This window comes from Providencia vermicola (genome assembly GCF_020381325.1).
In the GTDB taxonomy this organism is placed as follows: Bacteria; Pseudomonadota; Gammaproteobacteria; order Enterobacterales; family Enterobacteriaceae; genus Providencia; species Providencia vermicola.
Window position 1 is genome coordinate 137,981 of record NZ_JAGSPI010000010.1, and the last position, 26,502, is coordinate 164,482.

Annotated in this window: 20 protein-coding genes; 10 read left to right on the forward strand and 10 right to left on the reverse strand. The window is 43.3% G+C overall.

Features of this window, described 5'->3' with window-relative positions:
* The first annotated feature begins 338 nt into the window (after positions 1-338).
* The 4 genes from uxuA to KDJ85_RS15565 all read left to right on the forward strand — a co-directional run bounded on the left by uxuA (position 339) and on the right by KDJ85_RS15565 (position 5,246).
* Entirely contained in the window at positions 339-1,526 is a 1,188-nt protein-coding gene (uxuA, locus tag KDJ85_RS15550; protein ID WP_225820432.1) for a mannonate dehydratase, read from the forward strand.
* A 64-nt stretch (positions 1,527-1,590) separates the two neighbouring features.
* Entirely contained in the window at positions 1,591-3,057 is a 1,467-nt protein-coding gene (locus tag KDJ85_RS15555) for a fructuronate reductase (RefSeq protein ID WP_225820433.1), read from the forward strand.
* A gap of 13 nt (positions 3,058-3,070) precedes the next feature.
* Positions 3,071-4,483: a glucuronate isomerase gene (gene uxaC / locus KDJ85_RS15560; protein WP_225820434.1), complete on the forward strand. Its 1,413-nt coding sequence runs from the start codon at positions 3,071-3,073 to the stop codon at positions 4,481-4,483.
* Positions 4,484-4,595: 112 nt separating this feature from the next.
* Complete coding sequence (locus tag KDJ85_RS15565) at positions 4,596-5,246, forward strand: YoaK family protein (RefSeq protein ID WP_225820435.1); 651 nt, start codon at positions 4,596-4,598, stop codon at positions 5,244-5,246.
* A gap of 51 nt (positions 5,247-5,297) precedes the next feature.
* On the opposite strand, the gene fdoI is transcribed toward KDJ85_RS15565, so the two are convergent.
* The 3 genes from fdoI to fdnG are packed head-to-tail and all read right to left on the reverse strand — an operon-like array spanning position 5,298 to position 9,957.
* Entirely contained in the window at positions 5,298-5,954 is a 657-nt protein-coding gene (gene fdoI / locus KDJ85_RS15570; RefSeq protein WP_047755785.1) for a formate dehydrogenase cytochrome b556 subunit, read from the reverse strand.
* Positions 5,951-6,898, reverse strand: a complete 948-nt coding sequence (fdxH, locus tag KDJ85_RS15575) for a formate dehydrogenase subunit beta (protein ID WP_047755786.1) — start codon at positions 6,896-6,898, stop codon at positions 5,951-5,953. The genes fdoI and fdxH overlap by 4 nt, the downstream gene beginning before the upstream one ends.
* An 11-nt stretch (positions 6,899-6,909) precedes the next feature.
* Positions 6,910-9,957, reverse strand: a complete 3,048-nt coding sequence (gene fdnG / locus KDJ85_RS15580) for a formate dehydrogenase-N subunit alpha (RefSeq protein ID WP_225820436.1) — start codon at positions 9,955-9,957, stop codon at positions 6,910-6,912.
* A 173-nt stretch (positions 9,958-10,130) separates the two neighbouring features.
* Between fdnG and fdhD the strand changes: the two genes are divergently transcribed.
* Entirely contained in the window at positions 10,131-10,961 is an 831-nt protein-coding gene (gene fdhD / locus KDJ85_RS15585; RefSeq protein WP_225820437.1) for a formate dehydrogenase accessory sulfurtransferase FdhD, read from the forward strand.
* A gap of 202 nt (positions 10,962-11,163) precedes the next feature.
* Here the strand turns inward: fdhD and KDJ85_RS15595 are convergent, their stop codons facing one another.
* The 7 genes from KDJ85_RS15595 to rpmH form a co-directional block, all read right to left on the reverse strand.
* On the reverse strand, positions 11,164-11,421 hold the full coding sequence (locus KDJ85_RS15595) for a helix-turn-helix domain-containing protein (RefSeq protein ID WP_225820438.1): 258 nt from the start codon (positions 11,419-11,421) through the stop codon (positions 11,164-11,166).
* A gap of 199 nt (positions 11,422-11,620) precedes the next feature.
* The gene (locus KDJ85_RS15600; RefSeq protein ID WP_225820439.1) at positions 11,621-12,385 is read right to left on the reverse strand and encodes a GNAT family N-acetyltransferase; all 765 of its coding nucleotides are present in this window, start codon (positions 12,383-12,385) and stop codon (positions 11,621-11,623) included.
* Positions 12,386-12,513: 128 nt separating this feature from the next.
* Positions 12,514-13,878: a tRNA uridine-5-carboxymethylaminomethyl(34) synthesis GTPase MnmE gene (gene mnmE, locus KDJ85_RS15605; RefSeq protein ID WP_225820440.1), complete on the reverse strand. Its 1,365-nt coding sequence runs from the start codon at positions 13,876-13,878 to the stop codon at positions 12,514-12,516.
* 115 nt (positions 13,879-13,993) lie between these two features.
* On the reverse strand, positions 13,994-15,643 hold the full coding sequence (gene yidC, locus KDJ85_RS15610; protein ID WP_206085629.1) for a membrane protein insertase YidC: 1,650 nt from the start codon (positions 15,641-15,643) through the stop codon (positions 13,994-13,996).
* A gap of 2 nt (positions 15,644-15,645) precedes the next feature.
* Positions 15,646-15,906 carry a membrane protein insertion efficiency factor YidD gene (gene yidD, locus KDJ85_RS15615; protein ID WP_036959180.1) on the reverse strand — a complete coding sequence of 87 codons (261 nt, stop codon included), beginning with the start codon at positions 15,904-15,906 and terminating at the stop codon, positions 15,646-15,648.
* Positions 15,870-16,229 (reverse strand): ribonuclease P protein component, encoded by a 360-nt coding sequence (gene rnpA, locus KDJ85_RS15620; RefSeq protein ID WP_004906229.1) that lies wholly within the window; start codon positions 16,227-16,229, stop codon positions 15,870-15,872. Before rnpA ends, yidD begins: the two co-directional genes overlap by 37 nt.
* A 21-nt stretch (positions 16,230-16,250) precedes the next feature.
* A complete protein-coding gene (gene rpmH, locus KDJ85_RS15625; RefSeq protein ID WP_004906236.1) occupies positions 16,251-16,394 on the reverse strand; it encodes a 50S ribosomal protein L34 in 144 nt (47 codons plus the stop codon).
* Positions 16,395-17,153: 759 nt separating this feature from the next.
* On the opposite strand from rpmH, the gene dnaA reads away from it, so the two are divergent.
* The 5 genes from dnaA to KDJ85_RS15650 all read left to right on the forward strand — a co-directional run bounded on the left by dnaA (position 17,154) and on the right by KDJ85_RS15650 (position 26,460).
* The gene (gene dnaA / locus KDJ85_RS15630) at positions 17,154-18,545 is read left to right on the forward strand and encodes a chromosomal replication initiator protein DnaA (RefSeq protein ID WP_225820441.1); all 1,392 of its coding nucleotides are present in this window, start codon (positions 17,154-17,156) and stop codon (positions 18,543-18,545) included.
* A 5-nt stretch (positions 18,546-18,550) separates the two neighbouring features.
* Positions 18,551-19,651, forward strand: coding sequence for a DNA polymerase III subunit beta (dnaN, locus tag KDJ85_RS15635; RefSeq protein WP_206085625.1), 1,101 nt, complete (start codon positions 18,551-18,553; stop codon positions 19,649-19,651).
* 9 nt (positions 19,652-19,660) lie between these two features.
* On the forward strand, positions 19,661-20,755 hold the full coding sequence (gene recF / locus KDJ85_RS15640) for a DNA replication/repair protein RecF (protein WP_225820442.1): 1,095 nt from the start codon (positions 19,661-19,663) through the stop codon (positions 20,753-20,755).
* An 18-nt stretch (positions 20,756-20,773) separates the two neighbouring features.
* Complete coding sequence (gene gyrB, locus KDJ85_RS15645) at positions 20,774-23,188, forward strand: DNA topoisomerase (ATP-hydrolyzing) subunit B (protein WP_225820443.1); 2,415 nt, start codon at positions 20,774-20,776, stop codon at positions 23,186-23,188.
* Positions 23,189-23,565: 377 nt separating this feature from the next.
* Entirely contained in the window at positions 23,566-26,460 is a 2,895-nt protein-coding gene (locus tag KDJ85_RS15650) for an autotransporter domain-containing protein (protein ID WP_225820444.1), read from the forward strand.
* The last annotated feature ends 42 nt before the right edge of the window (positions 26,461-26,502 follow it).

A 26,502-nucleotide genomic window follows, 5' to 3' on the forward strand; every position in this document is an offset into this window, starting at 1 on the left:
AAATGGTTAATCCAGTTAAAAAGAAATTGGTTAACCAGTAGGGCAAAAATAGTTTTTAATCGATAAGTTTTCTATTTTGTTGTCCGGATTCTGCATAAAACAAAGGCTTTATTTTGTGAGCTGTCTCTTATTTTACTATTGGTCACCCAAAATTAATGAGTATTTGTGATCTGGTTAACCAAATTGGTTAACCTATATAGACCTAAATGCAACATCGTGGCACAATTTTTATAAAATAAGTTAAATGGCTATCGGTTCCAAAATGCAGCATAACAAACTGGTAAAAAGCACTTATTAACCGATTAAGAAGCATCAGTAAAATATAAACGAGGTTAAGTATGAAACAAACTTGGCGTTGGTACGGACCAGCAGATCCGGTTTCTCTATCTGATATTCGTCAGGCAGGCGCAACAGGAATTGTTACGGCACTTCACCATATTCCAAACGGTGAAGTCTGGAGTGTTGAAGAAATACAAAAACGCAAAGACTTAATTGAGGCCAACCAATTAGAGTGGGCGGTAGTGGAAAGTATTCCTATTCATGAAGAAATCAAAACACATACAGGTGACTATGATAAGTGGATAGCAAACTACCAGCAATCAATGCGTAACCTCGCAACCTGTGGTATCCGTACAGTTTGTTATAACTTTATGCCAGTACTTGACTGGACTCGTACTGATTTAGAATATGAGCTACCTGATGGTTCAAAAGCATTACGCTTTGACCAAATCGCTTTTGCTGTATTTGAGATTTACTTATTACAGCGAGAAAATGCAGAGCATGATTACACGGCTGAAGAACAAGCTCAGGCAAAACAACGTGTTGAATCGATGAGCGATGAAGAAAAGCAAAAACTCATCAATAATATTATTGCAGGCTTACCTGGTGCAGAAGAAGGCTATACTCTTGAGCAATTCCGCCAGCATTTAAAACGTTATGCCAATATTGATCGCAATAAATTGCGTGAACATTTTGCTTATTTTTTAAAGAAAATCATCCCTGTTGCAGAAGAAATTGGTATGAAAATGGCGGTTCACCCTGATGATCCCCCTCGTCCAATTTTAGGTTTACCTCGTATTGTCTCAACCATTGAAGACATGCAATGGATGGCTGATACTGTTGATAGCGATGCAAATGGCTACACAATGTGTACAGGCTCTTATGGTGTAAGAGCGGATAACGATTTAGTAAATATGATCCGTGCATTTGGCCCACGTATTTATTTTTTACATTTACGATCAACCTTACGAGAAGAAAACCCAAATACCTTCCATGAAGCAGCACATTTAGCGGGTGATGTTGATATGTATAATGTGGTTTGCGCAGTTGCGGAAGAAGAACACCGCCGCTTACAAAGCGGTTCAGGTGAATTGATCCCTATGCGCCCAGATCATGGTCACCAAATGCTCGATGACTTAAAAAAGAAAACAAACCCAGGTTACTCTGCGATCGGCCGTCTTAAAGGGCTTGCGGAACTGAGAGGGTTAGAATTAGGTATTCATCGCGCATTCTACCCCAAAAAATAATTTCTTACCGTTGTACCTGACAGGCGGTCAGATGATATTGACCGCCAATCAACAGGGGATCTTCATGGAAAAAAATATCGTTACTGCGTTAATTAATGCACCTCGTCCAAACTGGACAACTGACCGCCTAACCACCCGCATCGTACACCTTGGTTGTGGTGCTTTTCATCGTGCGCACCAAGCTCTCTATACTCATCACGTATTAGAAAAAACAGACAGTGATTGGGGTTATTGTGAAGTCAATTTAATGTCTAAGCAGGATGTAGCTTTGATTGAAAACCTTAAGCAACAATCCATGTTGTATACGGTAGCAGAAAAAGGTGAAAGACATACCGAATTAAAAATTATTGGCTCAATGAGAGAAGCACTGCACCCTCTCATTGACGGCGTTGATGCTATTATTGAAAAAATGGCTTCACCTTCTGTTAGCATTGTTTCTCTTACTGTCACTGAAAAAGGTTATTGTGCAGACCCCGCAACAGGAAAATTAGATAAAAATAACCCGCTGATTCAGCAAGATTTAGCTACGCCAGACCACCCCGCTTCCGCAATTGGTTATATCACTGCGGCTCTCAAACGCAGAGCTGAACGTCAATTGCCGCCATTTACCGTACTTTCTTGTGACAATGTCCGTGAAAACGGCCATGTAGCTCGAGAAGCCGTTTTAGGGTTAGCGCAATTACAAAATACCAAATTAGCCGAATGGATTGAAAACAATGTCACATTCCCCTGCACAATGGTTGACCGCATTGTTCCCGCCGCAACAGAAGAAACGTTGGCAGAAATAGCAGAACTTTTAGGCGTTAAGGACGATTGTGCTATTGCTTGTGAGCCTTTTCGCCAGTGGGTTATTGAAGATAACTTTGTGAATGGCCGCCCCGAATGGGATTGTGCAGGGGCGCAATTTGTAGAAGACGTTGTCCCATTTGAGCTAATGAAATTAAGAATGTTAAACGGTAGCCACTCTTTCTTAGCCTACCTCGGCTACTTGGGCGGATACGCGCATATTTCTGATACGATGACCAACCCCGATTATCGTCGTGCAGCACATGAATTGATGTTAAATGAGCAAGCTCCGACTCTCGTTATGCCAGAAGAGACTGACTTAACAGCCTACGCCAACAATTTAATTGATCGCTTTACCAACCCATCGTTAAAACACCAAACATGGCAAATTGCAATGGACGGTAGCCAAAAACTTCCACAACGTTTATTAGACCCAATCGTATGGCATATCAAAAACCAATCTGATTATCGTCATTTAGCATTAGGTATCGCGGGCTGGATGCGCTATGTCGCCGGTATCGATGAACAGGGGCAAAAAATTGATGTACGGGACCCGCTTGTCGATACTTATGCCGCCATTTATGGGAAACATGGATTACATGTTTCCGTTGTCGATGATTTACTCGCAATTGATGCAATTTTTGGCACTGAGCTCCCTCAAAACTCACACTTTGTAGCGGTGATTAAATCCGCCTATCAACAATTACTTGATATCGGCGCACGCCAAGCCGTTGCTAAGCTTTAAATTGGATACTGATATGAAAACATTTCTTTGTGAAGATTTTTTGCTCAATAATGATATGGCTCGCTGTCTTTATCATGACTATGCTGCATCAATGCCAATTTATGACTATCACTGCCACTTGAACCCACGTGAAATTGCAGAAAACCGCCAATTCGATAATCTCGGGCAAATTTGGTTAGAAGGTGATCATTATAAATGGCGAGGCATGCGCTCAGCAGGGATCCCTGAGTCTCTCATTACTGGGTATGAAACGAGTCATTACGAAAAATACCAAGCTTGGGCAAAAACGGTTCCTATGACGATAGGTAACCCATTGTACCATTGGACCCATTTGGAACTCCGTCGTCCTTTTGGTATCACTGGAAAGCTCTTTTCCCCTGAGACTTCGGAAGCTATTTGGCATGAAGCGAATGAAAAATTGGCTCAACCTCAATTTTCAGCTCGTGGAATTATGCAGCAAATGAACGTACATATGGTGGGTACCACCGATGACCCAACAGATTCATTAGAATATCATCAACAAATTGCGCAAGATGACACCTTCAATATAGAAGTTCGCCCAAGCTGGCGCCCAGATAGAGCTTTTAAAATTGAGCTTGATGGGTTTGTTGATTACATGGCTAAATTAGGGCAATCAGCAGATATTGAGATTCATCGTTTTAGTGATTTATTGTCCGCTTTAGAATCACGCCTAAACCACTTTGATAAACTTGGCTGTGTTGCCTCTGATCACGGTATTGAAGTACTACGTTATGCGCCAATCCCTGATGAAAGCGTTTTAGACACCATTTTGCAAAATAGATACCAACGCAAACCACTTGATGAGTTATCTATCGCCCAATTCTCTACCGCTGTACTGGTTTGGTTAGGCAAGCAATATGCTAAGCGAAATTGGGCAATGCAATTGCATATTGGTGCATTACGTAATAATAACAGCCGCATGTTTTCCCTATTAGGCGCAGATAGCGGTTTTGACTCTATTGGTGATAATCCAGTTGCCTATCCACTGTCTCGCTTATTAGATGAAATGGATAAAAGTAATGAACTACCAAGAACCATTCTCTATTGCTTAAATCCTCGCGATAACGAGGTATTAGCTACCATGATCGGTAATTTCCAAGGTGGAGGAATTGCAGGGAAAATTCAGTTTGGTTCTGGCTGGTGGTTTAACGACCAAAAAGATGGCATGTTGCGTCAACTTGAACAACTTTCACAATTGGGCCTGCTAAGTCAATTTGTGGGAATGTTAACGGACTCACGCAGCTTTCTTTCTTATACTCGCCATGAATATTTCCGCCGTATTTTATGCAATATGCTAGGTACATGGGCCGTCAATGGGGAAGTACCTCATGATGAAACTATGTTAGGTAAACTGGTACAAGATATCTGTTTTAATAACGCAGTTAATTATTTTTCACATAAATAAGCCAAACTTTTTTACTCAAACCTGATACTTCCCGTATCAGGTTTTTTTATTATTTTCCAAATAATGCATATACTCACCATCACTATCTATTTTGATGAGCGGCAGAACAACTATGTCATTATTGCAATTTGAAGCCAACTCCCATACGCCCTTTTTCCTCTTACTGGCCTTTATTGGCGGGTTTGTTGATGCCTGCTCATTCGTGATTTTTGAGGTTTTTACGGGGCATCTGACGGGGAACAGTATTTTAAGCATGGTGTACCTCGCCAAGTTGGATTGGCCAATGCTCCTACTTTCCGCAGTTTCTATCTGTGGCTTTTTTCTAGGGACTTGCCTTGGTTCATGGCAACGGTTAAAAAATAACTCACTGCGTGATTACCGTTTTCTGATTGGTTTATCATTTTTATTATTTACTGGGGTGTTTGCGCTCTATTTCTTCGCCCATGCTGTCTATTCTGCCAATATCGTAATATTTATTATTAGTTTATCCATGGGGTTACAAAACGGCTTTTTTAATAAGGCGGGGACTGTTGGCATTCACTCAACGTATGTTACTGGGATGACAACATCCTGCATCAATGCTTTTTTAAAAAATGTGCAAGGTGATAGTAGCAAAAAGGTGCTGTTCCTCGCCGTGTTATCTTTTGTTCTGGGGGGATTAACGGGCGGGGTGTTATCCGTCAATTACCAATTCCTCGGTTTTTCTTTTGTGTTGGTACTGTTGGCACTGGCTTTTGTCTATAGCTTAGCGATAACCGATTAACTGATAAAAGAAGCCCACAATTGTGGGCTTCTTAAGTAGACAAGATAAAACTTAGTTTTTCTCTTGCTGTTGTTTTTCTTGCTTTTCTTTTTCAAGAAGTTGGCGGTACCACAGTGGATGGTGCTTTCTTGCCCAACCACGGGTCACCCAACCTTCGACCATCGCACGAACCGAGCCTTTCACCCAAATAGCCGCGTAAGCGTGAACCACAATCATAATGATCAACGCAATCGCAGAGAGTGAGTGGATCAGAATCGCTGCACGATAAACAGGGATTGGGAAGTATTCGGCAAAATAAGGGCGCCACATGATGACACCTGTGACCACCAGCGCCAATAAGCAGATAGTGACCACCCAATACACCCCTTTTTGACCGAGGTTATATTGACCTACATCGCCTGCTTCTTCGTTTTTCAGCACTTTGCCGATATTTTTTGCCCACTTAATATCTTCTTTATTAATGAAGTTATGGTGGAAATAACGGAAAAACATGAACACGAACAGCAAGAACATCGCCGTACCCACGAATGGATGCAAAATACGCGACAGCTGTGGCGTGCCTAAAATGTTCATAAACCAGTTCAGTGAGGGGAAGAAAAACCCTAACCCACTGATTGCTGTGAACAAAAAGCAAATCACAACCGCCCAGTGATTGATCCTTTCAATCGGCTTATGGCGGATAATTTTGTCGTTATCATCTGGCATCATTTCTGATCCTCCCCTTCTTTTGATTTGGAAGTGTCATCAGATGACATTGCATTATGCAAATCTTCTAAAGCCTCTTCTTCATCTTTTTTGGAGACGCGGTTCGGACCAATACCCACATAGTGGAAGATGGCCGCCGCAAATGTTGCAGCAAAACCAACCGCAGCTAACGGCTTCCAGATACCTTTCCAGAAAGTCACTGTTGGGCTAATTGTCGGGTTTTCTGGCAGTCCGTGGTACAACTGAGGTTTATCTGCGTGGTGTAGGACGTACATCACGTGCGTACCGCCAACACCTTCAGGGTCATATAAACCTGCATTTGCATAGCCACGGGTTTTCAGCTCTTCAACACGCTCACCCGCCATGTTAATCATGTCTTCTTTGCTACCGAAGTGAATAGCACCTGTTGGGCATGTTTTCACACACGCAGGTTCTTGACCCACTTCAACACGGTCAACACACAGCGTACATTTGTATGCACGGTTATCTTCAGGGTTGATGCGTGGTACATCAAACGGGCAACCCGCGATGCAGTAACCACAACCAATACAGTGTTCTGATTGGAAATCAACAATACCGTTTTTGTACTGAACAATCGCGCCTTCTGAAGGGCACGCCTTCAAACAGCCCGGATCAGCACAGTGCATACAGCCATCTTTACGAATTAGCCATTCGAATTTATCGTTCTCTTCCACTTCTGAGAAACGCATTACCGTCCATGACTTAGCGGTTAAATCTGTTGGGTTGTCATACACCCCAACGTTGGTGCCGATTTTGTCACGGATATCGTTCCATTCGGAACACGCGACCTGACACGCTTTACAGCCGATACAGGTCGTTACGTCGATAAGCTTTGCAACTTCTTCCTTATAATCCCGCACCTGAGGCGCGGGAGTCAGGGAATTGGTGGCAGAGCGACGAATAATGTCCTGAGATTGCATTGACATAATTTATCTCCTTACACCTTTTCCACGTTGACAAGGAATGATTTAAATTCCGGCGTCTGTGTATTCGCATCACCCACATACGGCGTTAGCGTGTTAGCAATAAAGCCTTTCACCGCCAAACCTTCAAAGCCCCAGTGAATTGGAATACCGATGGTATCGATATCTTTTCCAGCCACTTTCAGCGTATGAATACGTTTGGTGACCACCGCTTTCGCTTTGATGTAGCCACGTTTAGAGCTCACTTTCACCGTATCACCTTGCTCGATGCCCTTCTCTTTCGCCAAGCGCTCACCGATTTCGATAAACTGCTGTGGCTGAATGATGGCATTCAACAGGGCGTGTTTAGTCCAATAGTGGAAGTGCTCTGTTAAGCGATAAGTGGTTCCCACATAAGGGAATTCTGTCGCTTTACCCATTTGCGCCCAGTCGTCTTTAAACACGCGAGCTGCAGGGTTAGACACCACATTTGGATGCAGCGGGTTAGTATCCAGCGGCGTTTCGATAGGTTCATAATGCTCTGGGAATGGGCCTTCGGCCATTTTATCCAGTGCAAACAAACGTCCCATACCTTCAGGCTGCATGATAAACGGCCCTACACCACTTCCTGGAGGCGCATTGCTATAGTCAGGAATATCCATCCCTGTCCATTTGCTGCCATCCCACTCAAGAATTTGACGTTTCGGATCCCACGGTTTACCCATTGGGTCTGCCGATGCACGGTTATAAATGACGCGGCGGTTCAGCGGCCATGCCCATGCCCAACCTAATGTGTTACCCAGACCTGTTGGGTCAGAGTTATCACGATTCGCCATTTGGTTACCTTTCGGCGTCCAGCTACCCGTAAAGATCCAACAGCCGCTTGATGTTGTCCCGTCGTCACGTAATTGAGCAAACGAAGTCAACAGTTCACCTTTCTTCACAATGACGTTGCCGTCAGCGTCTTTCAGATCAACTAAAGCATAACCATTGTTTTCTTGCGCCACTTCTTCTGGTGTTGGGTGATCACGGTCAAAGTAGTTCCATGTCATACTCAGTACTTGTTCAGGTACTGCGCCACCTTCTGTTTCATACATTTGGCGTAAACGGTGGAAAATACCCGACAGAATCTCACCATCACTGATCGCTTCACCTGGGGCATCAGCACCTTTCCAGTGCCACTGTAACCAACGCGCTGAGTTAACAATCGAACCATTTTCTTCAGCAAAACAGCAAGATGGCAGGCGGAATACCGTCGTTTGGATTTCCGCTGGGTTTACATCGTTCATTTCGCCGTGGTTTTGCCAGAAATTCGACGTTTCTGTATTCAGTGGGTCAATAGTAATCAAGAATTTCAGTTTTGATAACGACTTAACCACTTTGTTTTTATTCGGGAATGACGCTAATGGGTTAAAGCCTTGGCAGATATAACCATTGACTTCGCCCTTATCCATCATCTCGAAATAACGCAACACGTCATAGCCTTGATCCCACTTCGGTAAGTAGTCAAAGCCCCAGTTATTTTCTTTCTGTGCTTTATCACCGTAAAACGTCTTCATCATACTGACAAAGAATTTCGGGTAGTTGCCCCAGTAGTTTACTTGGCCTGCAACAGTGGCTTTCGGTGTATTCGCCGCTAAATAGGTTTCTAACGTGGTTTGTTTTTCTGAAGGTAATGTCAGATAGCCAGGTAGACTTTGTGACAATAAACCTAAGTCAGTTAAACCTTGAATGTTCGAGTGACCACGCAGTGCGTTAACACCACCACCTAGCATCCCCATGTTACCTAACAGCAATTGGATCATCGCCATCGTACGGATGTTTTGCGCACCCACCGTATGTTGAGTCCAACCTAACGCATATAAGAACGATGCTGTTTTATCTTTAACACTGGTTTCTGCAAGGTATTCACAGACTTGTAGGAAGTCTTTGATTGGCGTACCACAGATGTTATTCACCACTTCTGGTGTATAACGACTAACGTGTTCTTTTAATAAATTCAGTACACAACGTGGGTGTTTCAGAGTTGGATCGCGCAGCGCAAGGCCGTTTTCGTCCATCTCGTAGTTCCACGTAGTTTTATCGTATTGGCGTTTTTCTTCGTCATAGCCAGTAAATAGGCCATCATCGAAACCAAAATCTTCACGGATCACTAAACTCGCATTGGTATACGCTTCCACGTATTCACGCTGAATTTTTTCATTATCCAGTAAGTATTTGATAACACCTGATAAGAACGCGATATCTGTACCGGAACGGATAGGCGTGTAGAAATCCGCCACTGCCGCAGTACGGGTAAAGCGTGGGTCAATTACGATTAATTTGGCTTTGTTATGGATTTTCGCTTCCATCGCCCAGCGGAAACCGACTGGATGCGCTTCTGCCGCATTACCACCCATAACAACAATTAGGTTTGCATTTTTAATGTCAACCCAATGGTTGGTCATCGCACCGCGACCAAATGTTGGAGCAAGACTTGCTACCGTTGGTCCGTGTCAGACACGCGCTTGGTTATCTACGGCAAGCATGCCGAGAGCGCGAGTAAATTTTTGAGTGACAAAGCCACTTTCATTACTTCCCGCAGATGCGCACAGCATACCTGTGGTCAGCCAACGGTTAACTGTGACGCCGTCTTTATTTTTTTCAATGAAGTTTGCATCGCGGTCTTCTTTCATCAACTTAGCGATACGGTCAAAAGCGTCGTTCCACGTGATACGTTTCCACTCATTGGTACCTGGCTCACGCACTTCAGGGTATTTTAAGCGGCTTTCACTGTGGATGAAATCGATAAGTCCAGCACCTTTAGGACAAAGTGCACCACGGTTTACCGGATGATCCGGGTCCCCTTCAATATGGAAAATGCTCTCTTTTGCATTTTTCGCGCCATCACCGAGGCTGTACATTAACAGCCCACAGCCGACAGAACAGTAGGTACAGGTATTTCTGGTTTCCTTCGCACGCAGTAATTTATACTGGCGCGTTGACGCTAACGCGGTTGCAGGTGCAAAACCTAACGCCGCTGCCGTCGTACCTGCCATACCGCCAGCGCAGATCTTAAAGAACTGCCTTCTGCTGACTTGCATGGGGATCTCCTCATTTACATTGCTCATGTTTACCTAACGTCAATTGCGATAATCAGGTAAACTGTTTTTATTCAACGTCTTCCTTACGTCCCAGGTTCATTGCCTGGCAAATGGTGTAAATTCTTTTTACCCATAATTAATATTATGTATCATTAATGCTAGGAATTCATCTAATGTATGAAACAAATACTACAAATGACTCCCAAATCACCCAAATGATTGGCTTAAACAGTACAATTGTGCAACAAAAAGGCAACCTTAATTCACCAGTGAAAGATTACGTTGCAGAAGAATATCCTGTTGCATTAGTGTTCAATGGAATATCCCATGTGGTAATGATGGCAACCCCAAAAGATCTTGAGGATTTCGCTGTCGGGTTCTCACTTTCGGAAGGCATAATACAGTCCAGTGATGAAATTCGGGGAATTGATATCGTTGAAGGCTGCAATCGGGGCATTGAGGTTCACGTGGAATTATCCAGCCGCCGTTTTATGGAACTCAAAGAACGTCGTCGTAATTTAGCAGGCCGCACAGGCTGTGGTATTTGTGGTACAGAGCAGCTTGATGAAATTTTTAAGCCTATCTCTCCCCTACCGTTCACCCAAACCTTTTCTCTCTCACATCTTGATAATGCATTGCATGAATTGAAAAAAGTACAGGAAATTGGCGCACTAACAGGCTGTACCCATGCCGCTGCATGGATATCCCCAGAAGGTCAATTAATCGGTGGTTGTGAAGATGTCGGCCGCCATGTTGCTCTTGATAAACTACTGGGAATGAAAAGCCGCCATCAGTGGCAACAAGGAGCCGTTTTGGTTTCCAGCCGAGCCAGCTATGAAATGGTACAAAAAGCCGCGAGTTGCGGCGCAGAAATTCTATTTGCTGTTTCCGCCGCAACCGCACTTGCCATCGAAGTAGCAGAGAAAGCCAATTTAACTTTAGTGGGTTTTTGCCGCCAAGGGAAAGCGACGGTGTTTACCCATCCTAGCCGGGTGAGAGATTAGTCTCAGCCTTAATCCCAACCCTTTTTTAATCGTGCAGCTTTGTGATGTAATCCTGATAAAATTGAGTTTGTAATATGCTCAGGAAAATGTGTTGGAAGCTGCTCCCACACTATCTTGACCAATCTTAGATAATAAATTGAAAGGTTGATTGGAATCAGCTTGATAGCGGCTCACTATTCTATATAGACATGCAAAATAGCCATCACCACTCCTCCTTCCACCCTGAGTCAGTGTTTGATGATGCTCTTTCGTTTCGCGGTTTGATATCGAGCTCTAAATTGAGAGCCGATAAAATCTTAAAGAAGGTTTCTAATTTGGTAGAGCCAGGAGAGAGTTCAAAGCTAGAAACGGTATCTTGCCGAATGCCTACTTTACTGGCAACTTTACTTTGAGAGAGTTTTTTCACCTCTCTGACATCTTTCATATAAGCACTAAGTTGTCGGGTATTCGTCACTTTCATTTTAAAACCTACCTTATTTAACCCTAACAATATTTACACGCTATAACCAGTAAACACAATATTACACGGTGTAGCAGGTAAGTATTTGTTTACACGCTATAGCGTGTATGGCTACATCAATAGGTATTACCCAAAAAATAATGCCATATTCTGTTTTTTGCCACCAAAGTAGCCTGTATATTACCTTGTTTGCTAGAGCTTAAAGAAAATGTAGCATCCATAAATTAGGTTCGATATATTCGACTTGCTGCCGCTGTACATCAACGGTAACAGGCACTAATGCATTAGGGACTATATATTTACCTGACTGAGGAAAATGCATTCCTGTCCATGATTGCCAATCAATGATTGAACCTGTAATGACCATGGAACGATGAACGGGCTGTAAAACAGTTGCCCCCAACCGCCAATGCGTGCGGATCCACGGGTCAAAAGGCTCTCCTTGCGCATTTTGCCACCCACAATACTCATCAAAACCCTGTAATGGATATAAATGCTTCAACGTTGGACGAACAGGAACAATAATCGCTTTTGCACCACCTTCTTTTGCCGCATGTTTTAACGCATTAATCAATAAAGCGGGAATTTGATGACCACGGTATTGTGGGTCAACGGTAACAGAAAGTGCCGAAATATAAGGTTCACCACTTTGTAGGTTTTCCATCGCAAAGTTGAAAATCGCATCCCAGCCCATTTCAGCTAATTGACTAAAATCACCATAAGGCCATAAAAAAGGCACTGAGCGAATAATTCCAACGACTCGCTCCACTGCGTTTTCATTCACAGTAGCAATAAATTGAAATTTACTATTTGGTGCTTCATCAAGTCGCTCCCAATATTCATCGCTAACAGCAGACTCGCTCATAAACTGCGGCCATAACCTATCAAGAAATTGTTCGCAGGCTTCAATTAAATCAGGGCGTTGTGCGTAACTTTGAATGTTAACAGGCAATGATTTATTCATGGTTTTTATCTGTTGATGGAATTGACCGTCTATTTTAGCGAGATAAGAGAGAAAGGAGCTTAATAACAAATTAAGAGGGAGCTATGAAGCGGCTCCCTACAGGACTAAAACCGATACACAAGTGCGAGTTACTTCCCAATACAAAAACTCGAGAATATCCGCCCTAATAAATCATCAGAGGTAAATTCCCCAGTGATTTCACTCAGTTCTTGCTGAGCCAAACGCAGCTCTTCCGCCAGTAACTCACCGGAGCGAGCATTCACTAACTGGTCATAGCCCTGTTCTAGGTGAACCGCCGCTGCATTCAGTGCTTGTAAATGGCGGCTACGAGCAAGGAACCCACCTTCGGTATTACTGTTAAAGCCAATGGCCTCTTTCAGATGATCGCGCAGCAAATCGATACCTTTTTCTTCACGAGCAGACAGACGAATCAATGGGTAACGCGTATCGTCGATAAACTCAACGGGTTCCCCCGTCATATCTGCTTTATTGCGGATTACCGTAACAGGTAACTCCGCAGGTAAGCGAGCCATAAATTCAGGCCAAATCTCTTGCGGCTCAGTCGCATTGGTTGTCGTGCTATCCACCATAAACAGCACATGGTCAGCTTGTTCAATCTCTTTCCATGCGCGCTCAATACCAATACGTTCAACTTCATCGCTTGCTTCACGTAGGCCTGCGGTATCAATAATATGCAGTGGCATCCCGTCGATATGAATATGTTCCCGCAACACATCACGGGTCGTTCCCGCAATATCCGTCACGATTGCCGCTTCACGCCCTGCTAATGCATTCAATAAGCTTGATTTACCTGCATTTGGACGCCCAGCAATCACCACTTTCATTCCTTCACGCAACAAACTGCCTTGGCGAGCTTGGGAACGAACCTGCTCTAAATCCGCCACAACTTCATTAAGTTTGGCTTCAATTTTACCATCAGATAAGAAATCAATTTCCTCATCAGGGAAATCGATGGCTGCTTCTACATAAATCCGCAAGTGAGTAAGTGCTTCCACTAGCTGGTGGATATGGGAAGAAAATGCGCCTTGTAAAGAGTTCATCGCAGAGCGCGCAGCCTGTTCAGAACTTGCATCGATCAAGTCTGCAATGGCTTCTGCTTGAGCTAAGTCGAGCTTATCATTCAAAAATGCGCGCTCAGAAAACTCTCCAGGATTTGCGATACGAATACCATCGATAGCTAGAATTCTTCTCAGTAATAGGTCAAGGATGACGGGGCCACCATGCCCTTGTAGCTCAAGAACATCTTCCCCTGTAAAGGAGTTGGGGCCAGGAAAATAAATCGCAATGCCTTGATCAAGAACAGCGCCTTCCACATCGCGAAAAGGGAGATAATCCGCATAACGCGGCTTAGGAAGTTTCCCCAATACAGTTTCAGCAACCAGTGCCGCCTTCGGGCCTGATACACGTAAAATACCGACACCACCACGACCGGGAGGTGTTGCCTGTGCGATGATAGTATCGTTAATCAGCATGATGTTTCTCTGTCTTTGACTTTTTGAAAAGAATAAGGCGACCTTATCTGGTCGCCTTAATACTACTATAGAATCCCGCTTTGTGAAGCCATTCCCATTTTACTGAGAACCGAGATTATTTTTTCTCTTTTTTATCGCGACTGTGCAGACCACGTTTTTCCAGACCACGGTAAATCACTTGTTGCTGGATGATGGTCACTAAGTTACTCACGATATAATACAGTACCAGACCTGATGGGAACCACAGGAAGAAGATAGTGAACACGACTGGCATGTACGTCATAATCTTCTGCTGCATTGGGTCAGTGACTGCTGTTGGTGACATTTTCTGGATAACAAACATCGTCACACCCATTAATACTGGCAGGATGTAGTACGGGTCTTGTGCAGATAAGTCTTGGATCCAACCGAAGAACGGTGCATGACGCAGTTCAACAGAACCCATCAACATATAGTAAAGTGCAAGGAAAATAGGCATTTGGATAAGCAGCGGTAAACAACCACCCAGTGGGTTTACTTTTTCTGCTTTATACATCGCCATCATTTCTTGGCTCATACGTTGTTTATCATCACCAATACGCTCACGCATTGCCGCCAGTTTTGGTTGCAGTAAACGCATTTTCGCCATGGAGGTGTACTGCGCTTTAGTCAGCGGATACATGATACCACGAACGATAAAGGTGATAACGATGATGGCAATACCCCAGTTACCCACGAAACCGTGAATAAATTTCAGCAATTTAAACAATGGCTGAGAGATAAACCATAACCAACCGTAATCAACAGTTAAGTCTAAGTGTGGGGCAACTGCAGCCATCTCAGACTGAATTTCTGGGCCAACCCATAACGTTGATGAATAAGTACCTGCGCCATTTGCGGCAATCGTCATTGGTTCACTCTTATAACCAATGATGGCAGATTTTTTATCAAGGTCGATGGTGTAGAACGTGCTTTTCTCTGCGCTTGCTGGGATCCAAGCCGTCGCAAAGTATTGTTGCAACATCGCAACCCAACCACCTTTCGTTGTCAGGCTCAGGTTTTTATCTTCGATGTCACCAAAGCTATACTTTTTATAGTTGTTTTCATCTGAAGAATACGCCGCACCGCGGTATGTGTGCAGAGCAAAGTTGCTACTCCCTGTATCACGTTCTTTTGGTAATTCGATAGTTTGTTTTAACTGACCGAAAAACGCCAACGTCAGCGGCTGTGCTGTAGGGTTTTGGATGCTATATTCAACTTCAACCGTATATTGACCGCGTTTCACAATGTACGTTTTTTGGTAAACAACACCGTTGTTATCCGTAAATGACATTGGTACACGTAATACGTCTTGACCATTCGCTAATGTGAAAGTTGCAGAATCTGCAGAGTATAGCGGACGTTCACCGTTATTATTTGCTGGGTTGTCTGGGCCATGAGGGCCAATCAAACCACTTTGTGCCTGGTAGACAAAGCCTGGGTTAGTTTCCAGTAAACGGAAAGGGTCTTCCGAATGAAGGGTCGCAGGATAGGCTAACAGGTCAGCCTCATCGATATCACCACCACGAGTATTGATGCGAATATCCAGTACATCCGTTTTAACGGTGATGAGCTTACCTTGCCCACTGCTAGTTACTGCTTGGGCATCACTGCTTGGCATATCCGCTTGTTGCGAAGTTTGAACAGTTTTAACGTCCTGAGCAACTTTATCGCTCTCCCAGGCCTGCCAAACTAAGAACGACACGAACAACAAAGCGATGAGTAGAAGATTGCGTTGCGAATCCATCGTTATAATTCTCTATTATCATCAGTTTTTCTGGGTGGGACAGGATCATCTCCACCAGCGTGTAAAGGGTGGCATTTTAATACGCGTTTCGCCGTTAACCAACTCCCTTTTAGCATACCAAACCTGCGCAATGCCTCAATTCCGTAATTTGAACAAGTGGGATTGAAGCGACAACGAGGCCCTAACAACGGGCTAATCGCCAGTTGGTAGCCTCTGATCAGCATGATCAGGATTTTTGAGCCAAGCGACGGTGACGACGCCATAACTTATCCAATGCTTCCGTGATCTGTTGATTGTCGAGATTGGCAACCCCTTTCCTTACCAATACCACAAAGTCCATTGAAGGCAACTCGTGTTGATGCAGACGAAAGTATTCACGCGCTAATCGTTTAATACGATTTCGCTCATGAGCTCGTTTAACATTTTTTTTGGCGATGGTAAGACCGATGCGGGGATGCCCCAGCTCGTTTAGGCGACCAAGGATTGTTATCTCTGGGGAACTCGCCCTCTGCGGCTGCTTAAAGACATTATCGAAATGCCTGGGAGTTAACAAGCGTAACTCCCGGGTAAAAGCGAGCGTAACCACTGGAATAGAGGGCTAGCTTTATTACTTAGATGAAACGGTCAGACGAGCGCGGCCTTTAGCACGACGGCGAGCCAGAACCTGACGACCATTTTTAGTGGCCATACGAGCACGGAAACCGTGTGAACGGTTGCGCTTCAGTACGGACGGTTGAAAAGTGCGTTTCATAACGATTTCTACCTAACTTTAAAATTTATTACTGATTCAGTAAACGCGTTGGCAACCAGTGGAAACTGATTTACACCTGTGCCTCTATCGCAACAATATAGAAAGAGGCAGGATTGTAATAAAACATAGGGGGTCACGTCAATAAAATGACGCAATCAAACCACTTTTATTTATAGCCTGGCTGACCGGTTTGCCGACATATGCTGTGACAGTCAACTCATGATTCTATTTTCATACTGACTGACAACCTGCTTTTCGTCTGTATTCAAGTCTAACGCTAACGCGAGAACAGAACGCAGAACCCAACAAGTATACCTCAGTTTCGTGTAAAAACCACATCAGCACTGTACACAGGGAGGAAGATTATACGGACTCCGCCCCAAAGCGCAAGGATCTTCCCGCGATCTAAAAATATTTTTTGATCTTAAGGAATATTTTCACTAAATCGTCTAAAGTTATCCCCAGCCATGTGGAAAAACAAACAAAAATTCAAGTAGCCCAGCTAAGTTCTTCCTTATAGGCGATGCCTTATCACATTTACCTGTGGATAAAAAGCATAAAAACTGTGTAAAAGAATGAAGATCTCTGGTGAATTTTGCGGTATGATCGCAGGTCTATTCTGATCCACAGATCAGCAATATGCGGTGAGTTAAAGTTAATCTAAAACCACTCTGAGTCGTTTTAAAAATGGCTCTTAGAAAATTCTGTGTTTAAATCCGTACTTCTTTGTTCCATTGACCTTGTTTAGGGGAGCCCAACGTGTCACTTTCGCTTTGGCAGCAATGTCTTGCCCGATTGCAGGATGAACTACCTGCCACAGAATTCAGTATGTGGATACGCCCCCTTCAAGCTGAATTAAACGATAATACATTGGCACTTTATGCCCCAAATCGTTTCGTTCTCGACTGGGTTAGGGATAAATACATCAATAATATCAATGAATTATTGAATGATTTTTGTGGTTCTGACGCACCTGCACTACACTTTGAAGTAGGCAACAAACCGATTACCGTCGCGCCGGCAGCCCCCCAAGCACGTACCGTTCATGAAGTACCTGCTTTTGCCGTACCGTCAGCCCCCGTTAAACCGAGTTGGGACAACTCAGCCAAAGTACAACCTGATGTCGCTTATCGTTCTAATGTGAATCCTAAGCACACATTTGATAACTTTGTTGAAGGTAAATCGAACCAATTGGCTCGCGCAGCAGCGAGGCAAGTGGCTGAAAATCCAGGTGGCGCCTATAATCCATTATTCCTTTATGGTGGAACAGGTTTAGGTAAAACCCACTTATTACATGCTGTAGGCAACAGCATCATGCAACATAAGGCCAATGCACGTGTCGTTTACATGCACTCTGAACGTTTTGTTCAAGATATGGTCAAAGCTTTACAGAACAACGCGATTGAAGAATTCAAACGCTATTACCGTTCTGTCGATGCATTATTAATTGATGATATTCAATTTTTTGCCAATAAAGAGCGTTCACAGGAAGAATTTTTCCATACGTTTAACGCATTACTTGAAGGCAATCAGCAAATTATTTTAACATCCGACCGCTATCCGAAAGAAATCAACGGGGTGGAAGATCGCTTAAAATCACGCTTTGGTTGGGGCTTAACCGTCGCTATTGAACCACCAGAACTGGAAACGCGTGTAGCGATCTTAATGAAAAAAGCAGATGAAAATGAAATCCAACTTCCAGGTGAAGTGGCCTTTTTCATCGCAAAACGCCTGCGTTCGAACGTCCGTGAATTGGAAGGCGCGTTAAATCGTGTGATTGCCAACGCAAACTTTACTGGCCGCGCGATTACTATCGATTTTGTCAGAGAAGCACTGCGTGACCTATTAGCACTACAAGAAAAGCTGGTAACTATTGATAATATTCAGAAAACAGTTGCTGAGTATTATAAAATTAAAGTAGCAGATTTACTTTCAAAACGCCGTTCTCGTTCTGTCGCACGTCCGCGTCAGATGGCAATGGCACTAGCGAAAGAGCTAACTAACCATAGTTTACCTGAAATCGGGGATGCCTTTGGCGGCCGTGACCATACCACGGTGTTACACGCTTGTCGTAAAATTGAACAGTTACGAGAAGAAAGCCATGACATCAAAGAAGATTTTTCTAATTTAATCAGAACATTATCATCTTAATTGCTATGAAATTTATAATAGAACGCGAGCAGTTATTAAAACCGTTACAACAGGTTAGTGGTCCTTTAGGTGGGCGTCCAACTCTGCCTATTTTAGGTAACCTTTTATTACAGGTAAAAGAAGGCACCCTCCAACTCACTGGAACCGACCTTGAAATGGAGATGATGGCCAATGTCACCCTAACTGGGGAACATGAAGTTGGCGCAACAACGGTGCCCGCACGCAAATTTTTCGATATTTGGCGTGGATTACCTGAAGGTTCTGAAATTCATGTAGAGCTCAATGATGACAGACTGCTCGTCCGTTCTGGTCGTAGCCGCTTCTCATTGTCGACGCTGCCTGCGGCTGATTTTCCAAACTTGGATGATTGGCAAAGCGAGGTGGAGTTTTCTCTTCCGCAATCAATACTGAAACGTTTAATTGAAGCAACTCAGTTTTCAATGGCGCACCAAGATGTCCGTTATTACCTCAACGGCATGTTATTTGAAACTGAAGACCAAATGCTCAGAACCGTTTCAACCGATGGCCACCGTTTGGCTGTTTGCGCGATGGATATTGGGCAATCACTGCCATCCCACTCTGTCATTGTTCCACGTAAGGGCGTGATTGAGTTAATGCGTTTATTAGATGGTGGCGATGCCCCTCTGCAATTACAAATTGGCAGCAATAATATTCGAGCCCATGTTGGCGATTTTATTTTCACCTCTAAATTGGTGGATGGTCGTTTCCCTGATTACCGCCGTGTATTACCGAAAAACCCAGACAAAACATTAGAAGCACGTTGTGATTTACTTAAACAAGCGTTTTCTCGTGCGGCAATTTTATCAAATGAAAAATTCCGCGGTGTCCGTCTGTATTTTAGCGAAAACCAATTGCGCATCACGGCGAATAACCCAGAGCAAGAGGAAGCCGAAGAAATCGTTGACGTCAGCTATCAAGGCACTGAAATGGAAATCGGCTTTAACGTCAGTTACATCTTAGATGTCCTTAACGCACTGAAAAGTGAAAATGTACAACTGCTGCTAACTGATGCAACTTCTAGCGTACAAATTGAAGATGCCGACAGCAAAGCCGCTGTTTATGTCGTCATGCCAATGCGTTTGTAATCGGTATTTATGATCCTTTCGCGTTTATTGATCCGCGATTTTCGAAATATAGAAAATGCGGATCTCTCCTTAGCCAATGGGTTTAATTTTCTCATTGGCCCGAATGGGAGCGGTAAAACCAGTATATTGGAAGCAATATACACCTTAGGCCATGGCCGTGCATTTCGCAGCATTCAAGCGAACCGCGTTATACGCCATGAACAAGAACAATTTATTCTTCATGGTAAACTTAGCCACTTAGATGAAACGCGTAACGACCTTTCATTAGGCTTAAGCAAAAATCGCGAAGGTGACAGTAAAGTCCGAATTGACGGAACTGATGGCCATAAAATTGCTGAATTAGCAAAATTATTGCCGATGCAGTTAATTACCCCTGAAGGTTTTACCTTACTCAATGGTGGCCCTAAATATCGACGCGCTTTCATTGATTGGGGCTGTTTTCACAACGACCCACTGTTTTTCTCTGTTTGGTCAGATTTAAAACGGTTATTAAAGCAGCGAAATGCCGCTTTACGGCAAGTCTCTCGTTATGAGCAAATTCGCCATTGGGATGCTCAGTTAGCACCGCTTTCAGAGCAAATAAGCCAATGGCGCCAAGACTATATTTCTGGCATCGCTGAAAATATAGAGCAGACTTGCCAACAATTTTTACCCGAATTTTCATTATCCGTTTCCTTCCAACGCGGCTGGGATAAAGAAATTGATTATTCAGAACAACTAGAACGCCAATTTGAGCGTGATAGAGCACTAACCTATACCGCTTCAGGGCCACATAAAGCGGACTTGCGTATCAGAGCCAATGGCACACCCGTTGAAGATATGCTATCACGGGGACAGCTCAAGCTGTTGATGTGTGCACTTAGGTTAGCGCAGGGTGAGTTTTTCACCCGTCAGAGCGGGCAACAATGCCTGTATCTGCTGGATGATTTTGCCTCAGAACTCGATGCGGGCCGCCGTCAACTATTGGCAGCTCGCCTCAAAGCTACGCAAGCACAGGTGTTTGTCAGTGCCATTACACCCGAGCAAGTTAATGATATGATAGATGCAAATAGCAAGATGTTTAGCGTAGAACATGGCAAAATAGAAGTTCAACCTCAGGAATAGAAAGAGCAGGAAACGTTGATGTCGAATACATATGACTCCTCAAGTATCAAGGTATTAAAAGGACTGGATGCGGTGCGTAAGCGCCCGGGCATGTATATCGGTGATACAGACGATGGAACAGGTCTTCATCACATGGTTTTCGAGGTTGTCGACAATGCTATCGACGAAGCCCTCGCAGGCTTTTGTGACGATATCGTTATCACTATCCATGCCGATAACTCTATCTCCGTACAGGATGATGGACGTGGTATCCCAACAGGTATCCACGAAGAAGAAGGTGTCTCTGCCGCGGAAGTCATCATGACTGTTCTGCACGCAGGGGGGAAATTCGATGATAACTCCTATAAAGTTTCCGGCGGATTGCACGGTGTAGGGGTATCAGTTGTTAACGCCTTATCTGAAAAACTGGAATTAGTCATCAAACGTGATGGCAAAGTTCACGAACAAATCTACAAACACGGTGAACCACAAGGCCCTCTGTCCGTTGTTGGTGAAACTGACCAAACAGGGACTCGCGTCCGCTTTTGGCCAAGTATGGATACCTTTAAAGGCGTCACTGAGTTCGAGTATGACGTATTAGCGAAGCGTTTACGTGAGTTATCATTCTTAAACTCGGGCGTTTCAATCAAACTCATCGATAAGCGAGATGGAAAAGAAGACCATTTCCATTATGAAGGTGGTATCAAAGCGTTCGTTGAGTATTTAAGCCGTAACAAAACCCCAATTCACCCATCCGTATTCTATTTTTCAACCGAAAAAGACGGTATTGGCGTTGAAGTGTCAATGCAGTGGAATGATGGTTTCCAAGAAAACGTGTACTGCTTTACCAACAACATTCCACAACGTGACGGTGGTACACACTTAGCGGGTTTCCGTGCCGCAATGACACGTACACTGAACAACTACATGGAAAAAGAAGGTTATCAGAAGAAAAGCAAAGTCAACGCAACGGGTGACGATGCGCGTGAAGGTCTGATCGCCGTGATTTCTGTGAAAGTACCCGATCCGAAATTCTCATCACAAACCAAAGAAAAACTGGTGTCATCCGAAGTGAAAACCGCGGTTGAAACGATGATGAATGAAAAACTAGTTGAGTATTTACTGGAAAACCCAAATGACGCCAAAATCGTCGTTGGGAAAATCATTGATGCCGCGCGTGCCCGTGAAGCTGCACGTAAAGCCCGTGAAATGACGCGACGTAAAGGTGCATTAGACTTAGCAGGCTTGCCAGGTAAACTGGCTGACTGCCAAGAACGCGACCCTGCGTTATCTGAACTGTACCTTGTGGAAGGGGACTCTGCGGGCGGCTCTGCAAAACAAGGCCGTAACCGTAAAAACCAGGCTATCTTGCCACTGAAAGGTAAAATTCTTAACGTTGAAAAAGCGCGTTTTGATAAAATGCTTTCTTCTCAAGAAGTTGCAACCCTTATTACGGCCTTAGGTTGTGGTATTGGTCGCGATGAATATAACCCAGACAAACTGCGTTATCACAGCATCATTATCATGACGGATGCCGACGTCGATGGTTCGCATATTCGTACGTTACTGTTGACCTTCTTTTATCGTCAAATGCCTGAAATTGTTGAGCGCGGCCATATCTTTATTGCTCAGCCACCACTGTACAAAGTGAAACGTGGTAAACAAGAACAGTACATTAAAGATGACGATGCAATGGACGATTACCTGATTTCTATCGCCCTTGATGGTGCAGAGCTGCATTTAAGTGCAGATGCCCCAGCCATGAAAGGTGAGGAATTAGAAAAGCTGGTTGTCGAATACAACGCGGCTCATCGTATTATTCGACGTCTTGAGCGCCTTTACCCACAAGCTTTACTCAATAGTTTGGTTTATCAGTCTACCCTGACTGAAGATGATCTAAAAACCAAAGAAAAAGTAGAAGAGTGGGCAAAAACTCTTGTTCAGCGCTTAACGGATAACGAACAATTCGGTAGCACCTACAGCTACACCATCCATGAAAACCGTGAACGTCAATTATTTGAACCCACTATCCGTATTCGCACCCACGGTGTTGATACTGATTACAACCTCGATTTTGACTTTGTTCATGGTAGTGAATACCGCCGTATCACACACTTAGGTGATATTATTGGTGGGCTGATTGAAGAAGGTGCTTACATTCAACGTGGTGAACGCCGTCAAGACATTAACAACTTCGAAGAAGCACTGGCTTGGTTAACACGTGAATCACGTCGTGGCCTATATGTACAGCGCTATAAAGGCCTTGGTGAAATGAACCCAGAACAACTTTGGGAAACCACCATGAACCCTGAAACACGTCGTATGATGCGTGTGACGGTGAAAGACGCAATCGCAACAGATTTACTCTTCACCACATTAATGGGTGATGCAGTTGAACCGCGTCGTGCCTTTATTGAAGAAAATGCATTAAAAGCTGCAAATATCGATATTTAATTATTATATTGATGCTATTTATAAAACCCCTGATATGCAAATATCAGGGGTTTTTATTTAAATATTAAATAGTATTGAAATTATATTTTCTCACTTTAATCATTAGATTGAAAAAATAAATTTAGTCTTATTTTTAACTTATCGACCACCTAACAAAACACCGTTATCCAGCACAGATAAAACAAAATAAAAATTACTTAAAATCAAATACATACATAAAACACACAGTAAAGGAAAAATAAAAAAACAAATTAATGCATATCTAAATCAAAAAAAATAACGCTATTATTTTTATTTCCTTCGGCATAAAACAGATTACGTTCTGAAAAAAGAATATCGCTAATTTAAAAATCACTAAATAAGCCTGTAGGAATATAATGAAAAACCCATTTAAATCCGTACCCATTATATTGGTATCAATATTTTATGCTTATCCTTCATTGGCATTAAAAGGCTATGAAGATACAGAAAAACAAATTCTAGATAAAAGAAATGGTTGGCTTCAAGGCATTAAAAACGAAGCGATAACGTCACCGCCCCCTGAAAACTCCCCCGCAGCAGAGAAAGACAGGGTGATTTACCATGAAAAAAGAAAAATAACGGGTGAACGAAAAACACTCGCAGAAGCGGATAAAAACCAAAAAAAAGATTATTTATCAAATACATTCGATAAAGTTATATTCGGTGAAAATAAACGTAACATTGATTTAGCAGAGAATCGTCCCTTCAAAAAGCTGCAATCTTTATTTAACCAAGGCCATACCGTGCAGTTAGATCCAAAACAACCCGAAAGGGCGATGGAATTTAGTTTAAAAGACCATTTTCTTCGCGGTCGGCCAAAACAAGTTCTCGACCCTAATGGTGAATATCTGCCTGATTATACAAAAATAACAGGCTCATCGTACCCAAGTGGCCATGCGTGGAGTGCTTATAAACAAGCCGCGACTTTATCAATGCTGTTCCCTAAGAAAATAAAAACGATAAACAGCCGAGCTGCTGAATATGGTGAAAGCAGAGTCATTGTTGGAGCGCATTTCCCAACTGATATCATCGCTTCGCGAACAGGGAATTATTATTTACTTGCCCAACACTTAGCAGATGACAAAATTGCCGAGTCATTTGCCATCTTAGCCAGAGATGCCTATTCCAGCTTACCAATACAGTGTAGGCATTCTCTCAATAATTGCTTTGCTACCAACCCCAAAGAAAGCCCAGAAGTTGGAAATACCTACACCGTACCTGCACTCACCCCCGATAAATTTCCTAAACTAGCCAATAACTTACTGCGGATGCGCTTTGCCTATCTGACAGAAGAACAACGACTGAGTATTCTCGCCAACACCGCCTATCCCAGTGACTCTATTTCAGGTTGGAACATCAACAATGATGACCCAAATACCTATTGGGGGTTAATCAATTTGCCTGAGGCTTATGATGGCCCGACATATTTCTATGACGACTTTATTATTAACCAAAGTAAAAATACGTATAGCTTAAAAACCTATTCAACGAATGATGAGTGGAAAAAAAACATTCATGGTCCTGGGAAATTGGTCAAATCAGGTACTGGTACACTCATTTTATCAGGCAACAACCGCTTTGCCAGTCTACACCTCAACCAAGGTTATATCACTTTAGCTGGCGAAAATACCTACGCAACACGGTCATCCGTCAATGGTGGAGAGCTAACCATAAACGGTAGTTTGAATTCCCCATTAGATATACATACAGGGCTCGTTATCAATAATGGGAAAATGCACGATGTCAGTATTCATAACGGAGGGCTACTTAAGGGTAATGGACCAATTCGCAACTTAACCGTAAAAAGCGGTGGGGCGATTACCCCAGGCAAAAATAAAGCCGTGACTATCGAGATTGCCGACTCCGTCACATTTGAACCTAATAGTCTATACCCTGTTGAAATTACAGAGGATGGAAAAAGTGACAAGATTAATAGCCAAGGCTTAGCGGTATTAAATGGAGGGGCTGTCAGTGTTACGTTTCAGGGTAAAAAAACCGCGCTCACCGCAGAAGAAATCGTCCAGTTGCTGGATAAAGAATTCGTCATCTTGAGTGCAAAAAAAGGGGTAAAAGGCCAGTTTGACTCGGTACAACCTGGCTATACCTTTGTTAAATCTAAACTCATTTATTCACCGAATGACGTCACCCTAAACTTTTCACGTAGTGATATTCCATTTGCCTCTTTCGCTGAAACGCCGAACCAAAAAGCCATTGCAACCGTACTTGATACTTTACCAAAACAGCACCCGTTATATACCAGCCTGATATTGTCTGATGAAAACAATGTAAAAGATACAATCTATGAATTATCCAAACCAATTCATGCACATGTATTATCAAATAAAATCAACAGTACACTGCCTATTCGACGAAAACTGCTTGAGCAGGTTCGCGCCTCCGAGTCATTAAATCGAGTCAATGAGAGTAAAAGAGACCTCTGGCTAAGTACGCTATTTCAGCAAGAAAATATACCCAGTGACAATAATTCGACTAGCTATAATGCCTCCGCAAATGGTGTTTTCATCGGGCTAAGCCAGCGGTTTTACCATGATAGCATCATCGCGGGTGTCGCCTTAGGCGCCACGCAAGGTTCATTATCCAGCGCAGGTAACGCGAGCGATAATGTCAGCTACCACATTGCCGCTTATGGTGGTGCTCAAATAAAACCCATTGTTCTTCGTGGTGGTTTTGAATATAGCAGCAGTGCCATTGATATAAAAAGGTATGTGAATCTGCAGATGTCTAAGGATACCAATACATCAACCTTTGATATCACCACAAGCCAAGCCTTTATTGAAGCAGCATATCCTTTCACAACGTCTTTCATGAATATCGAGCCTTTTACTAACATTGCCTATATCAATACACACAACACAGCCATGTATGAGGATGGTACTCGGTCAATATTAAGTGCTGACAAACAAAGTACCTCCACCTTGCTCTCCATGTTAGGGCTACGTATTGATAACCGTTGGATACTCAACAGTCAGTTTAAACTTGGCCTATATGGTGAACTTGGCTGGCAACACCAATATGGGGATTTAACACGAAAGATAAACTTAAAGTTCCCGCAAACAGGGGCTGAGTTTGTTTCACAAAGCGTTTATGCCCCTCGGGATAACCTGACGGCAAAGGTAGGGGCCAATTTAGACATTGGTGATGGCTATAACGTATCCGTTGATTACAGCAAGTTAAAATCTAACGATTACGATAATAACAATATTAACGCCAAGTTTTCCTTGTCGTTCTAATCTTGGTTAGTGATTGAAAGCTCCTAATAGTTGTATTATCAA